Raw genomic sequence first — 13,716 nt, 5'->3', positions numbered from 1 at the left:
GGTCGCGCCCTTCACCGACGCGCCCTGGACGCCCTTGTTCGTGCCCGCGGCGGCCGTGGTGGTGGAGACCGGCGGTCTGCTCTCGCACGCGGCCACCGTGGCGCGGGAGTTCGGCATTCCCGCCGTGGTCGCGGTCAAGGGCGCCACGCGGCTGATCAAGACCGGTCAGCTCGTCACCGTCGACGGCAGCACCGGCCAGGTGACGGTCGCGGGGTAGCGAGCCGGCGGCAAGCTCAGACCTGTTGGGCCAGTAAGTGGCGGACCTGCAGATAGTCCATCACGTCGGCGCGGCTGAGCAGGCCGACCACCCGTTCCGGTTCCCCGCCGAGTACCACGAGCTGCTTGACGCCGCTGCGCTGCAGCGCCGGCAACGCCTGTTCGATCGGCGTGTCGCTGGTGGTCGTCTTCACGCGCTCGCGCGGCGTCATGATCCGCTCCACCGGCGTCTCGGCCCAGCGATCGCGCGGCAGGTGCGCCACGTCCGTCAGCGAGACGATGCCCCACAACGTGCCGCCGCCGAACACCGGGAAGCTGCGCTGGTGGCTGCCCTGGATGTACTCCTCCACCAGCGCCTCCACCGGCAGCGCGGGCACCACCGTCTTGAAGTCGGTGGTCATGGCGTCCGCCACGCGGGCGCCGCTGAGCACGCCATGCACCGCCGTCTGCTGCAGCGAGGCGCTGGCCGCGTTGTCCAAAAACCAGCCGATGAAGGCGATCCAGAGGCCGCTGAAGCCCGCGCCGCTGAAGGTGGCGATCACGCCGCCGATGATCATCAGGAAGCCGATCAGCCGCCCTACCGACGCCGCGACCACCGTGCCGCGCACAGGGCTGCCCGTGGCGCGCCAGACCAGGGAGCGCAGCACGCGGCCGCCGTCCAGGGGAAAGCCGGGCAGCAGGTTGAAGATCCCCAGCAGCAGGTTGACCGTGCCCAGGTAGATCAGCGTCGCCTTCACCGGCTCGCTGATGTTGCCGGCGAGCGGGCTGATCGCCAGGCAGATGCCGCCGATCACCAGGCTGGCGAGCGGCCCCACGACCGCGATCGCGAACTCGACGCCCGGCGTACGCGCCTCCTGCTCGATCTGGGAGACGCCGCCAAAGATGTAGAGGGTGATCGAGGAGACCGGCAGACCGCGCGCCCGCGCCACCAGAGAATGGCTCAGCTCATGCACCAGCACTGAGACGAAGAGCAGCAGCGAGGCGATGACCGCCGTGACCCAGTACTCCGCCTGGCTCCAGTGCGGATACGCGCTCGGGAACTCGCTGGCGCCCAGCGACCAGATCAGCAGCGCCAGCACGATGATCCAGCTGAAATGGATGCGGATCTGGAAGCCGGCGATCCGGCCGATCGTCAGCGTGCCGCCCATCGCGATCCCCCGGCGCCGGCTGCCTTGCCCCGCCGCGCACTCGCAGGGTACGACGCCGGATCGCCGCCAGTCCATGCAGCGGCGATCGGGTCGTCCGAAGGCAAATTTGAGGATTCCCAGCCACCGTGCCAGAATGCAGGCATGCGCAGCATGTTCCACCCCGCGCGCGAACACCTGTCGCTCACCGACGTGCTCTATGCATTGAGCGACCCCGTGCGCCTGCGCGTGGCGCAGCAGCTCGCCCTGCAAACCGCGCTACGGCCCTGCGGCGAGCTGGGCATTCCCATTCCCAAGCCCACACTCTCGCATCACCTCAAGGTGCTGCGGCAGGCGGGCATCGTCTCCGTGCGGGTCGAAGGCACGACGCGGCTCTACGCCTTGCGGCGCCCCGACCTCGAGGAGCGATTTCCCGGCCTGCTCGACTCCGTGCTGCGCTCGCTGCCGCCGCCCGGCTCGGGCGAGACCTTCCCCGGCGAATCGGCCGCCCATCGCGACGAGCACCGTGCCGCGCCCGAGCTCGCCGGCTCGCACTGAGCAGCGCCGGACTTACGCTTGCAGGCGAGCGAAGCGCGGCGCCCGCCGCTCGGCGAACGAGCTGAGTCCTTCATTGAAGTCCGGCAGCGTCACGCTCTCGTCGATCAGCGCCTGCGTCTCCTCCATCGCTTCGCCCAGCGGCAGCATCAGGTGGCGATAAACCTGGCGCTTCATCTGCATGAGCGACGCCGGGGAGCACGTTGCCGCCAGCGAGCGTATATAGCCCTGCGCAGCGTCCACAAGCCGCTCGCGCGGCAGGGCGGCGTTGGCGACGCCGAGCTGCAGCGCCTCGCGCCCGTCGAAGCGCCGCCCGCTCCAGAGCACGTCCAGCGCCCGCGCCGGACCGATCAGCCGCGGCAGAATCCAGCTCGTGCCGTGCTCGGCCACCAGGCCGCGCTGCGCGTAGGCGGTGGTGAACAACGCATCTTCGGCGGCGAAGCGCAGGTCGCAGAACATCACCAGCGAGAAGCCGAGCCCCGCGACCGGCCCGTTCACGGCGGCGATGATCGGCTTGCGCACGGTCAGCAGATAGGTGAAGACGCGCGTGTAGTCCGGCCCCATCGCCGGATCGCCGGCGCGGGCGCCGGAGAACTCCGTCTGCGCATCGGCCGCGGCGACCGAGCCGGCGGCCTGGATCAGGCGCAGCTCGCCCATATCGACGCCGGCGCAGAAGCCGCGCCCCGCGCCGGTAATCACGATGCCGACCACATCCGCGCGCCGCTCCGCCTCGCCCAGTGCATGGCGCAGCTCCTGCTGCATGCGCGAGGTGAAGGCGTTGAGCGTCGCCGGCCGGTTCAGCGTGATCGTGCAGACCGGGTCGACGACCTCGAACAGGATCTCCTGGTACATCAAATGCTCCCGCGCGTGGCTCATTCAAAGACGCCGGCGGCCGCGAACCGCGCGATCTCGTCCTCGCCCAGCTCCAGCACCTCGCGGCAGATGTCGTGCGTATGCTCGCCCAGCAGCGGCGCGGCGCGATGCGGGCCGGGATCCCAGCCCTCGACGCGAAAACTCTGCGTCAGCACCGCGTGCTCGCCGATCTCCGCGTGCGGCAGGCGGCGGAAGAAGCCGCGCTGCTGCAACTGCGGGTCGGCAAACAGATCCTCCGCCCGCTCGACCACGCCCGCGGCGATGCCGGCCGCCTGCAGCCGCTCGGCCAGCGCGAACGGCTCCTCGTCCGCCACCCAGCCGGCAAGCAGTGCGTCGATCTCGGCCTCATACGCCTTGCGGCCGGCGCGGGTGGCGAAGCGCGGATCGGCGCCGGCCCCGGCGTGGCCCAACTCCCGGCACAGCGCGAGCCATGCGTCGTCGGTATCGACCGTGATCGCGATCCAGCGATCATTGGTAGTCTGCGACGCTCTCCCCTCGGCTGCGCTCGAGGGATCCCCGGGGCCGGCGCACGGGTAGACGTTGTTGGGGCAGACGTAGTCTTCACGGTTGCCGCGGCGCGTCAGCTCGTGGCCGTTGAGCTGCAGGTCGAGCAACGGCGCGGCGAGGAAGTGGATCGAGCTTTCGAGCTGCGCGTGGTCGATGTACTGGCCGCGGCCGGTCTCCTCGCGCACTTCCAGCGCCACGAGGATGGCTGAGAGCAGGAACGGCCAGGAGACGAAATCCGTGTAGGCCGAGTACGGTCCCAACGGCTCGCCGCCCTCCAATCCGGTCAGGTCATACCAGCCGCTCATCGCCCCGGCGATCTGGCCGTAGCCGCGGTGCTGCGCGTGCGGCCCTGTCTGCCCCTGCAGGCAGTGGCTGGCCATGATGATGCGTGGGTTCCAGGCGCTGACCTGCTCGTAGCTCAGCCCCCAGCGCGCCATTACGCCGGGCACAAACGCTTCGATCAGCACATCGCTGCGCTCGATCAGCCGCCGTACAATCTCGCGCGCCTCCGGCTTTTGCATGTTCAGCGAGAGCGAGAGCTTGCCCGCGTTGTAGGCGGCGAAGTAGGCGGAGCGGTTGACGCCCGCCTTGCGCTCGGGGAAGGGCGTGGCGGCGCGCAACGTGTCCGGGTGGGCCTGCGACTCGACCTTGATCACCTGGGCGCCGAAGTCGGCGAGGTGGCGTGCCGCCGAGGGGCCGGCGACCGTCGTCGAGAAGTCGATCACGCGCAGGCCGCTCAGCGGCAGGTCGGGGCCGGCGTCCGGCAGGGGCATCGCGCTGTGCTCCGTGTCCGCGCGTTGCGGCGGACCAGCGCCGAGTTTACACCACGCGGCTGCGGATGAAGGCGCTGCCGTAGTCGATCGCGAGCGTCATCACGATCGTGATGATCAGCACCATCGAGGTCTGGCTCCAGGCGAAGGCGCCGATGTATTCGTTGATCACCAGCCCAAGGCCGCCGGCGCCGATCAGGCCGAGCACCACCGAGGAATGCACGTTGACTTCGAGCGAATAGAGCGTGGAAGAGATGAAATACGGGATGACCTGCGGCACGACCGCGAAGAGCACCACCTGCAGCGGATTGGCGCCCGCGGCCGTGACGGCTTCGATCTGGCCCCAGTCGATCGCCTCGATCGCCTCGGAATAGAGCTTTGCCAAAAGCCCGAAGCTGAAGATGCTGAGCGCGATTACGCCGGGGAAATGGCCGAGCGTGAACGAGATCGCCATCAGCCCCCAGATCAGCGTGGGGATCGCGCGGATGCAACTGAACAGGAAGCGCATCACGTAGTACACGGGCTGCGTGACCGGATGGCGCCCCATCAAATTGCGTGCGGCGAGGAAGCTGAACGGCGCCGCCACCAGCGCGCCGCCGGCCGTGCCGAGGATGGCCATCTCCAGGGTGATCCAGGCGTAGTGATGAATCGTGCTCCAGGCGATCGACCACTTCGGATGCAGCAGGCCGCTGGCGAGCTTTTGCGCCGATTGCAGGTTGCTTTGTCGCGTGAACAGCGCGAAATCGACCTCGGAGTCGATCGCCAGCCGGTTCAGCCCGAAGACCACCAGCGCGATCGCCAGCAGGTTGAGGCCGCACAGCGAGCGCACGAACCCCTGGCGCTGCCCCCGCCGCAGTCGCATCAGCGTCGCGGCATCGCTGCCGTCGCCTGCCGCGAGGAGCGGCAGCTCGCGCGCCGTGCGGTAGAGCAGGTTCAGCCAGACCGCGCCCGCGATCAGGCCGAACCAGAACCAGGCGACGCCGGGCTGCCAGGCATCTTTGGGGAACTGCCAGTAGAGCGCGAGGATCAGGATTGTGAACATCACGAGCGTGACCGCGCCCCGCAGCGGCCGGCGCAGCAGCGCGTAGCCCAGCCCCGGCACCAAAGCCTGCGCGACGAGCACCACGCCGCCCGTGGCCAGAGGCTGCCGCGGCGCGGACGAACCGCCGCGCGGCCGAGCGAAGGTCGTTGTGAGCACGCCGCCCTCGAAGCTCTGCAGCGGGGGACCGTTGTGCGCCGACGGTGGCGCAAGGACCGGCGGCGGCGCGGCGGGAGCCCGCACGGCGATGCCATCGCCGGTCGCGGCCTTATCGGTAGACTCGCTCATAAACGTCGCGATCCACTTCACTCGGCCGGCCGTCGAAGACCAGCCGCCCCTGCTTGAAGCCGATCACGCGGTCGGCGTATTCGCGGGCGAAATCGAGCTGGTGCAGGTTGACGATCGTGGTGATCCCCTGCTCGCGGTTGATGCGGCGCAGGTCGTCGAGCACGGTGATCGAGGTCTCAGGGTCGAGCGAGGCCACCGGCTCGTCGGCCAGCATCAGCCGCGGCTGCTGCGCCAGTGCCCGCGCGATCGCCACGCGTTGCTGCTGGCCGCCGCTGAGGCTATCGGCGCGGACGTAGGCCTTGTCCGCGATGCCGACGCGTTCTAATGCCGCCAGCGCCAGCTCGACGTCGCTCTGCTTGAAGACGGGCACGACCGCGCGCCAGCCGTGTAGATAGCCAAGCCGGCCGCAGAGCACGTTCTGCAAGACCGAGGTGCGCTTCACGAGGTTGAACTGCTGGAAGATCATGCCCATCTGCCGGCGCGCCCGGCGCACGGCGGCGCCCTTCGCCCGGCTGATCTCCTGGCCCTCGAAGGCGATCGTGCCCGCGCTGGGCCGCACCAGGCCATTGATGCAGCGCAGGAAGGTAGACTTTCCCGCGCCCGAGGGGCCGATCACCGCCAGGAACTCGCCCGGCCGCACGTCGACGCTCACGTCGAACAGGGCCTGCACGCCGTTGGGAAACTGCTTGCTTACCCCGCGTGTGACGATCTGCGCCTCGGCCGGGAAGCGGGAGCGATCGACCTCGACCATGCGCCTTCTCCCGGCGGCGAGTTCGGCGGCCCCCACCGCGTCCTGGGCCGGCTCGCCGCCAGTATACGCGGCGGGAGGCGATCATCTCGATCGCCTCCCGCATCACGACGCTGCCCTATGGCGTGGGCTTTGGCGACGCCGCCGGCGAGGCGGCCGGCGTCGGGCTGGGATAGCCCTTGAGCAGGTCGGGCGCAACCGTCTTCACGGTGTTGCGGAAGCCGTCGTAATCGCTGTCCGAGATCGCGCCGAGGGCGCTGATGCTGAACAGATCGTTGAGCACCGTCTTGCCCTCGGGGTCGGCCGAGTACTTGAGCAACGCGGCGCGGATCTGGCCGGCCAGCGCCTGCGTCAGGTCCTTGCGCACGATCTGCGGGTCGCAGGGGATCAGGTCCGACGTATAGATCACCTTGGTTTTATCCAGGATGTCGGGAAACTGGTCTTTGACCTCTTTATTCGTGCGGGCGTCGTTGTAGATGGCGCCGGCGTCGGCCTTGCCCTGGTAGACGGCAATCGCGATCGCGCTCTGGTTGGAGATGTTGACCGACTTGAGGTCCTTGTCCGGGTTGATGCCGGCCTTGATCAGCGCGCCTTTGGGCACCAGGCTGCTGGAGGCCGAGGTCGTGTCGCCGAAGGCGAAGCTCTTGCCCTTTAGATCCGCGAGCGTGTTGATGCCGCTGTCGGTCTTGGTGATGATAAACGCCTTGTAGCCCGGTACCAGCGAACCCGGCGTGTCGCCCGGCCGCAGCGAGCAGGTGACGGGGTAGGAGCCGTTCTGCTCATGGCCGATCAGGTAGTCGAGCGGTCCGACCCAGCCGATGTCGGCGGTCTTGGAGGAGAGCGCCTGCGTCACGGCGGCGTAGCTGGAGAGCGTCACGGACTTGACCGGCCGGTTCAGCTCTTTGCTGAGGTAGGCCGCGATCTTGTCGGCGCTGAGCTGAATTACGCTCACGTCGCGGGAGGGCACGAAGGCCATCACCAGCGACTTCGGATCGTCGTTGCCGCCGGCGGGCAGGGCGGGCAGGGCGCCGGCGGCGGGACTGCCCGCGGCGCCGGCGGCCGCCGTGGCGCTGCCGGACGCTGGGGTTGCGCTCTTCGCCGCCGCGGCCGTGGGCGAGCCGGCCGCAACCGTCGTTGCCGCGACGGGCGCCCGCGTCGCGATCGTCGTGGCCTTGTTCGAGTTGTTGTTACTGCTGCTGCACGCCAGCGTGAGGCCGGCAAGCGCCGCCAGCGTCAGCGCGGCGAACGGCAGGCGCGTGCCGGTGATCGGTGGAAGGCGAAGCTGCATGAGCCGTGTTCCTCCGTGCTCGAGCGGCGTTGAAGCGAGGTCTTCGCACGCCGGAGGGCGCGGCGCGTCGCCGCGTTCAACGATGAGAGCGGACGTTCGGCGGCGGTGGTCTGCGTTCCTGCATTGTGCGGGCGCGCCCCGCGCCGCGGCGCGAGCTGTCTGCCCGGGTCACCTCCCCTGCTCTGGCAAATGGTTTCAATCCAGCGGTAGGACGCCGTTCGACGCCCAGGCGCAGGGGCACGGGCCGGTCTTGAGACCATGGCCGGGCCGCAACATTCCCATAACAGTGTAGAGGCGCGGGCCGTGAGCTAATCAAGTGCCCGGGCGTGCGTCGCGAGCGCCGAGCCGTCCAGCAGGGCGCGCAGGCGCACATCGCCGCGCAGCACGGCCAACCGCGGCTCACCGCGGGCGGCCTCGGCCAGCTCGGGGTCGGCGGCGAGCGCGGCGCCGAGCGCGGCGATCGCCTCGTCGGCGCGGCCCAGCGCAGTCAGCGCGAGCGCCGCGCCGTAGCCAGCCGAGCCTTGCGCGGCTTCGTGCGTCTGCGCCCGCTCGAACTCGGCGAGCGCCGCCGCGGCCTCGCCCGTTTCGAGCAGCGTGAGGCCCAGGTTGAGGCGCACGAGCCCGTCCTGCGGCGCCAGCGCGGCGGCGCGGCGGAAGTCCTCCAGCGCCGGCGTGAAGTCGCCGCTGGCGCAGCGCATCAGGCCGCGGTTGTTGAAGACGTCCGCATCGTCGGGCAGCAGCTCGGCGGCGCGGTCGTAGTCGGCGAGCGCGCCCTCGCTCCGCCCCAGGCGCGCCCGCGCCAGGCCGCGGTTGTAGTAGGCGCCGCCGAGGCCGGGATCGCTTTGCAGCGCGCGGCTGAAGCGCTCCTCGGCCCGCTCGAACTGGCCCACGGCGAAGTAGACCGTGCCTTCTTCGAGGTACGATGCGGCGCTGCGCGGCCGCGGAAACGGCGCCTCGCCGCCGATCGGTTCAACCTCGCTCGCCGGCGGCGTGAAGGACAGCGGGGCGAAGCTGGGCAGCGCCGGCGCCGGAGCCGGCGGCTCGCCGGCTGCTCCTTGCGACCCTCGCCGTTCGACCGCCGCGAGGCGCTGTTCGATGCCGTTCAGCCGCTCGGCCGGTTCGGCGCTCGGCCTCTCGCCGGCAGGCTCGCGCCGGCGTTGCAGCAGGTGCGATGCGGCGGCGAAGGCGATCCCCTGCGCGGCGGCCGCGGCCAGCGCCAGGGCGAGGTCGCGCCGGCTCATGGCTGCTGCTCGGCGCGCTCGAGCAACTGCTCGCTGAGCGCGGTCACGGCGTTGTAGGCGTAGACGACATAATCGCGCGGGTGCAGATCCAGCGCCTGCAGCTCCTCCTTGCGCGCCGCCACGGGGTCGATCAGCGCCTCCGGGCTGTCGAACTCGACGCCGATCACCAGCTCATGCAGCGTGCCGTCCTCGGTGACCACCACGCAGCCGCGCTCGGCGCTGCCGGCGGCGTCCGGCTCGACTTCGATCGCGTTGGTAAAGAACGCGCCGGGGAAGGGCGGGAACGGCCGCAGTTGCAGCGCGAGGTCCTCCACCAGCCGGCGCAACTGCGCGGCGGCGCGTTCGACGATCAGGTCGGCCTGCGCCTTGCGCGCCAGCGGGTCGATCTCGGCGTCTGCCATCGGGTCATCCTCCCGGCCGCAGTATAGGGAGCGGCGCCGCTCTGGCTCAATCGCGCGCCGGCTTCAGCGGGTGCGCCCTGTGCTAGCATGAATGGCAGGAGCGCCGCCATGCGGCGCCGCCGCTGCAGCGAGAGGCCGGATCATGCAGGCGACGCGGCAGCAGATCCTCGACTATCTGCACCGGCATGGCGCCCGCACGGTGCGGGACATCACCGGCCTGCTTTCGCTGACCGCAACCGGCGTGCGCCAGCACCTCACTGTGCTGGAGCGCGATGGCCTGGTCGAAGCGCACGAAGAGCGCGGCCACGTCGGCCGCCCGGCGCACGTCTACCGGCTCAGCCCGCGGGGCGAGGCGCTCTATCCGCGCAACTATGACACGCTCGCCAACCTGCTGATGGAAGAGGTGCGGGCGATGGCCGGCGCCGACGCGCTGCAGCGGCTGATGCGCCGCGTCTCCAGCCGCCTGGCCGAGCGTTACAGCGAGCGCACGGAGGGTCTCTCGCTGGCCGAGCGTGTGGCCGTGACAGCGGACGTGCTGCGCGAGCAGGGTTGCGTCGTGGAAACCGCGCAGCATGGCGACGAGTTCCAGCTACGCCAGTGCACCTGTCCCTACCCCAACGTCGCCCGCCGCCACAGCGCCGTCTGCGCGCTCGAAGTCGGCTTCGTGCAGCGCATGACTGGCGCCGACGCCCGCCTCACCAGCAGCCTCCTGCGTGGAGACAGCGCCTGCACCTACCGCATCCGCGCCCGCGACGGTGACGACGCTGCCTCACGCCGCCCAGGCTCATAGCGCAGGGCCGGCCGCGGCGTTCGGCCCTCAATCCCCCGTCCCCTTTCCCCCAATCCTGGGGGAATGGGGCGATCGGGCGGAGGAGGACTCGGACGATGCCGGGTTAACCGCAAACCGGCCGGATCGCCCGACGCCGAATCGCCCCTCGCCCAGGATTGGGAGAGGGGACGGGGGTGAGGGCCGAACGCCGCGGCCTTTGCCGCCTCCCGGTCTTCGCTCAATGCCACTGGTCCAGGGCAATCTGCCCCGTGCCGCTGGCGAGCGGCTGCGGCGCGCCGCCGGCGGATGGCGCGATCAGCAGCGTCCAGGCGGTGTCACTGCCCTGCGCCCAGGCGATGCGGCGGCCGTCCGCCGACCAGCGCGGCGCCCCGAGCAGCGGCCCGCGTGCAAGCGTGCGCGCCGCGCCGTCATCGACGGGCAGCGCCACCACTTCCAGCGCCGGTGAGCCTTCGGCGGCTTGCTGTGCGGCCGGATCCTTCGGCGCCACCGCCGCGATCAGCTCGTGCGAGCCAGGCGACCAGCCGCCCAGGGCGCGCGCCGCTCCCGGCGCCGCCAGGGCGAAGCCGTGACCGCTCCTGCCGTCGATCAGCCAGATCTGGCCGGCGCGCAGCAGCGACAGATACCGGCCGTCCGGCGACCAGGCGAGCGAGGCGGCGTGGTCGAGCTGGTCGTTCAGCGGGTGCAGCCCGCCCGTCTTTACGTCCGCGGCCACGACGATCGTCTTCTCGCCGCCGCTGAAGAAGGCCACACGCTCGCCATCGGGCGACCAGACAGGATTATCTTCCGGCGCCGGATCGTACGGCGCGAGGGCGCGGCGTTCGCCGCTGCGGCGATCGAAGAGGAAGATGTGCGGCACGGGCGCATCGGCGCCGGCCTCGGCGAAGGCGACGAAGCGGTCGTCCGGTGAGAAGGCCGCGTCGGCACGCAGCCCTTCGTAGAGCGGACGCAGCGGCGCGCTGCCGAGGACGCGCGTCTGCCCGCCGGCGTCCCGCAACGTGTACAGCGCTGAACAGCTTACGCAGCCGGCCCGCAGATAGAGCAGCGCCGAGCCGTCTTTGCTGGCGATCGCGGCGCCCTGCAAGCCGCCTGGTGCGACGGCGCTGCCGGCCTTGCCCTCCACGCTCAGCCGCCGAATCTCGCCGTGATCGCCGTCGGTCACGGTGTAGAGCAACGTATCCGCCGGAAGCGTGCGGCCGGCTACGACGGACGAGCCCTGCAGCGCTCGATCCACGGCATGCAGTGCCGAGGGCAGCAGGCGGGCGGCCGCCAGGGTAACCGCCAGTCCGAGCACGGCGGCGAGCGCGTAGACGAGCAGGACCGGGCTGGGGCGGCCGCCGGCGCGTGGACGGGCTTGCGTGCCGGCCTCTGCCGGCCAAGCCGGGGCGGCGCCGGGGGCGAACGACGAACGCCAGAGTCGCGGCCGCGGAAAGTTCACGGCCCCTCTCCCCATGCCGGGCGGCGTCTGGCGCCGAACCGGTTCCACGGATGTAAGCGGCGTGCGCCCAGTGTACGGCGCGGCATTCCGGCGCCGCCTCGCGCGCGTCTCACAACGCCTAGTATCGACGTAACAATCCAACGGCTGCATACAACTTCTGGTGCATTACGGACAAGCACTGCCGCCTTGCCGTGGTTTCCGCCGGCGCTCCGCGGGCCCTGCCGCCGTGCGAGAATGCGCGGTATGCGGAGGAGAAGCCGCGTCGCCTGGAGCGGCCCCGGCCGGTGTACTGCGGTGGCGCGGTGGCTCGACCCATCCGCCCCGGCGGAGGATTTAGATGATCTACAGCCAGCAAGCGCGCGCGGGCTTCGCCGTGTTCCTGGCGGCCGTGCTCGCCTGCGGCGGCGTGGCTGCGCACCGTGCCGTGCCGCTCAGGGCCGCGACGCCGCTCTCGGCGGCGGGCACGGCCGATGACTTCTTCGCCGCCGCGGCGCTTCAGCCGTCCGATCTGCCCGGCTCGCTGCAGCCGACGGAGCAGGGAGACCTCACCGCCGGGCAGATCGCAGCGCAGGGCGGCGAGGGCGTGGCCGATCTGCTAGACAGCAGCGGCTTTCAGCAGGGGTATCAACAGGGCTTTGAGGCGGCGAACCGCGGCGCCGTGCTCGCCGGCGCCACGGCCGGCGTCGGCGATCTGCTGACCGTATTCAGTTCCGCCGACGGCGCCTCCGCCTGGAAGGCGTACGAGCAGCAGAACGCCGCGGGCGTGGGCCAGCAGGCGGCCGCCTCCGCGGGCGTGAGCCTCACGCTGACCGACACCACGCCGATCGATCTGCCTGCCCTGGGCGACGAGTCGAGCGCCGAGGAGCTGAGCGGTACGGCGACGGTGGCCGGGCTGCCCCTGCCGGTTGTGGTTGATATCGCCTTCGTCCGCCGCGGCGTGGTGCAGTACACGGTCGTCGCCGCCGGAGTCGCATCGCAGCAGGACCTGTTGCAGCAGATCGCCACTACGCTGGATGCAAAGGTCGCCGCGGCCCTGCCGCTGCTCGCTTCATGAGGCCGCGCCCGTCGCTCAATGCGGAATCGTGGGCGCCGTGCGCGGGTCCGTTTCCAGCACGATGCCGGCCGCGAGCAGTGCCTCGATCCGACCCCCGTCCAGCCCGCCCAGCTCGCGCAGGACGGCGCGCGTGTCCTGGCCGACCGTGGGCGGCGGGCCTTTGATGCCGCCCGGCGTGCGCGAGAGCCTCACCGGCGTGTCCACGATCGTCAGCTGCATGCCCTTGGGGTGCGTCACCTCGCTGAGCATGGCGCGAGCCGCCACCTGTGGGCTGGCGGCGGCATCCGCGATCGTGTTCACCGGGCCGCAGGGGATGCCGGCGGGCCGCAGCTCCGCCAGCCACTCCGCCGTCGTACGTTCGACAAAGGCGGCGTTCAGGATCGGCTCCAGCGCCGCGTGGTTGGCGGTGCGCTTGCCGCTGGTCTCGAAGCGCTCGTCGTCCAGCAGCTCCACCACACCGAGAATGCCGCAGAGCAGTTGCCACTGGTTCTCCGCGCCGAAGGCCAGCGCCACGACGATCCAGCCGTCTTTGGCGGGAAACGCCTGGAACGGCGTGGCGGCGGGGTGACGCGTGCCAAGCGGACCGGGGATCGTCTTCCGGCCGGAGGCGAAGTAGCGCATGTAGGCGTTCTCTTGAATGGCGAGCTGGCAGTCGAGCATGGCGATGTCCACGAACTGCCCTTCGCCGGAGCGGTCGCGCTCGCGCAGCGCCGCGAGGATGCCGATCGCGGCGTACAGCCCGGCGGCCACGTCGCCGATCGAGGTGCCGACGCGCACGGGCGGGCGTCCCGGCTCGCCGGTGATCGACATCAGCCCGCCCATGCCCTGCACGATCACGTCGAGCGCGGGCAGGTCGCGGTCCGGCCCGGTCTGGCCGAAGCCGGAGATGGCGCAGTACACCAGTCGCGGATTCAACTCGCGCAGCGCGTCATAGCCGAGGCCCAGCCTCGCCATCGTGCCGGGTGTGAAATTCTCCAGCACCACATCGGCGCCGCGCACCAGCGCCCGGATCGCCTCTTTCCCTTCCTCCGCGCGCAGATCGATCGCCACCGATCGCTTTCCCCGGTTCACCGAAAAGAAGTACGCCGACTCCTCCAAATCTTCCAGAGCCTCCCCCTCTCCACCTAATGGAGCCGATGGAGAGGGGGCCGGGGGGTGAGGCGACACCAGATGCGGCCCCGTCGTTCGCGCGATATCGCCGTACGGCGGCCGCTCCACTTTGATCACGTCGGCGCCGAGGTCGGAGAGGGTCATCGCGGCGAAGGGGCCGGAAAGCACCCAGGTGAGGTCGAGCACGGTGAGGCCGGCGAGCGGGCCATGGCTGGGCAGCGGCGGCATGGGCAAGGCTCCGAAGCGCGGCCGCGTCCGCCGCGCGTGCTTCGGCCCC

14 protein-coding genes are annotated in these 13,716 nt (G+C 70.8%); 4 read left to right on the top strand and 10 right to left on the bottom strand.

Going from position 1 to position 13,716, the window contains the following annotated elements:
* The coding region (locus VKV26_01910; protein ID HLZ68641.1) for a PEP-utilizing enzyme at positions 1-217 on the top strand (217 nt) is incomplete at its 5' end.
* Positions 218-233: 16 nt separating this feature from the next.
* On the opposite strand, the gene VKV26_01905 is transcribed toward VKV26_01910, so the two are convergent.
* Positions 234-1,364 (bottom strand): site-2 protease family protein, encoded by a 1,131-nt coding sequence (locus VKV26_01905; GenBank protein ID HLZ68640.1) that lies wholly within the window; start codon positions 1,362-1,364, stop codon positions 234-236.
* A gap of 141 nt (positions 1,365-1,505) precedes the next feature.
* Between VKV26_01905 and VKV26_01900 the strand changes: the two genes are divergently transcribed.
* Positions 1,506-1,898: a metalloregulator ArsR/SmtB family transcription factor gene (locus VKV26_01900; protein ID HLZ68639.1), complete on the top strand. Its 393-nt coding sequence runs from the start codon at positions 1,506-1,508 to the stop codon at positions 1,896-1,898.
* A 12-nt stretch (positions 1,899-1,910) separates the two neighbouring features.
* On the opposite strand, the gene VKV26_01895 is transcribed toward VKV26_01900, so the two are convergent.
* The 7 genes from VKV26_01895 to VKV26_01865 all read right to left on the bottom strand — a co-directional run bounded on the left by VKV26_01895 (position 1,911) and on the right by VKV26_01865 (position 9,050).
* Positions 1,911-2,747 (bottom strand): enoyl-CoA hydratase-related protein, encoded by an 837-nt coding sequence (locus VKV26_01895; protein ID HLZ68638.1) that lies wholly within the window; start codon positions 2,745-2,747, stop codon positions 1,911-1,913.
* A 20-nt stretch (positions 2,748-2,767) separates the two neighbouring features.
* On the bottom strand, positions 2,768-4,048 hold the full coding sequence (locus VKV26_01890; GenBank protein HLZ68637.1) for a CoA transferase: 1,281 nt from the start codon (positions 4,046-4,048) through the stop codon (positions 2,768-2,770).
* A 46-nt stretch (positions 4,049-4,094) separates the two neighbouring features.
* A complete protein-coding gene (phnE, locus tag VKV26_01885) occupies positions 4,095-5,372 on the bottom strand; it encodes a phosphonate ABC transporter, permease protein PhnE (protein ID HLZ68636.1) in 1,278 nt (425 codons plus the stop codon).
* Complete coding sequence (gene phnC / locus VKV26_01880; GenBank protein ID HLZ68635.1) at positions 5,353-6,123, bottom strand: phosphonate ABC transporter ATP-binding protein; 771 nt, start codon at positions 6,121-6,123, stop codon at positions 5,353-5,355. The genes phnE and phnC overlap by 20 nt, the downstream gene beginning before the upstream one ends.
* Positions 6,124-6,238: 115 nt before the next feature.
* Entirely contained in the window at positions 6,239-7,408 is a 1,170-nt protein-coding gene (locus VKV26_01875; protein HLZ68634.1) for a phosphate/phosphite/phosphonate ABC transporter substrate-binding protein, read from the bottom strand.
* 308 nt (positions 7,409-7,716) lie between these two features.
* Positions 7,717-8,649 carry a tetratricopeptide repeat protein gene (locus tag VKV26_01870; protein HLZ68633.1) on the bottom strand — a complete coding sequence of 311 codons (933 nt, stop codon included), beginning with the start codon at positions 8,647-8,649 and terminating at the stop codon, positions 7,717-7,719.
* Positions 8,646-9,050 carry a hypothetical protein gene (locus VKV26_01865; GenBank protein HLZ68632.1) on the bottom strand — a complete coding sequence of 135 codons (405 nt, stop codon included), beginning with the start codon at positions 9,048-9,050 and terminating at the stop codon, positions 8,646-8,648. Before VKV26_01865 ends, VKV26_01870 begins: the two co-directional genes overlap by 4 nt.
* Before the next feature lie 142 nt (positions 9,051-9,192).
* Here VKV26_01865 and VKV26_01860 point away from each other — a divergent pair, with 142 nt between their 5' ends.
* Positions 9,193-9,840: a helix-turn-helix domain-containing protein gene (locus tag VKV26_01860; GenBank protein HLZ68631.1), complete on the top strand. Its 648-nt coding sequence runs from the start codon at positions 9,193-9,195 to the stop codon at positions 9,838-9,840.
* Between the two features lie 217 nt (positions 9,841-10,057).
* Here VKV26_01860 and VKV26_01855 read toward each other — a convergent pair whose 3' ends face one another.
* Positions 10,058-11,275: a hypothetical protein gene (locus tag VKV26_01855; protein ID HLZ68630.1), complete on the bottom strand. Its 1,218-nt coding sequence runs from the start codon at positions 11,273-11,275 to the stop codon at positions 10,058-10,060.
* A gap of 337 nt (positions 11,276-11,612) precedes the next feature.
* Between VKV26_01855 and VKV26_01850 the strand changes: the two genes are divergently transcribed.
* A complete protein-coding gene (locus tag VKV26_01850; protein ID HLZ68629.1) occupies positions 11,613-12,329 on the top strand; it encodes a hypothetical protein in 717 nt (238 codons plus the stop codon).
* A 15-nt stretch (positions 12,330-12,344) separates the two neighbouring features.
* Here the strand turns inward: VKV26_01850 and VKV26_01845 are convergent, their stop codons facing one another.
* Complete coding sequence (locus VKV26_01845) at positions 12,345-13,667, bottom strand: CaiB/BaiF CoA-transferase family protein (protein HLZ68628.1); 1,323 nt, start codon at positions 13,665-13,667, stop codon at positions 12,345-12,347.
* Positions 13,668-13,716 lie beyond the last annotated feature (49 nt).

It is taken from the genome of Dehalococcoidia bacterium (assembly GCA_035310145.1).
GTDB lineage: Bacteria > Chloroflexota > Dehalococcoidia > CAUJGQ01 > CAUJGQ01 > CALFMN01.
Note: the sequence above shows the minus strand (reverse complement) of the source record. Positions and strands in the feature narration are given on the sequence as shown.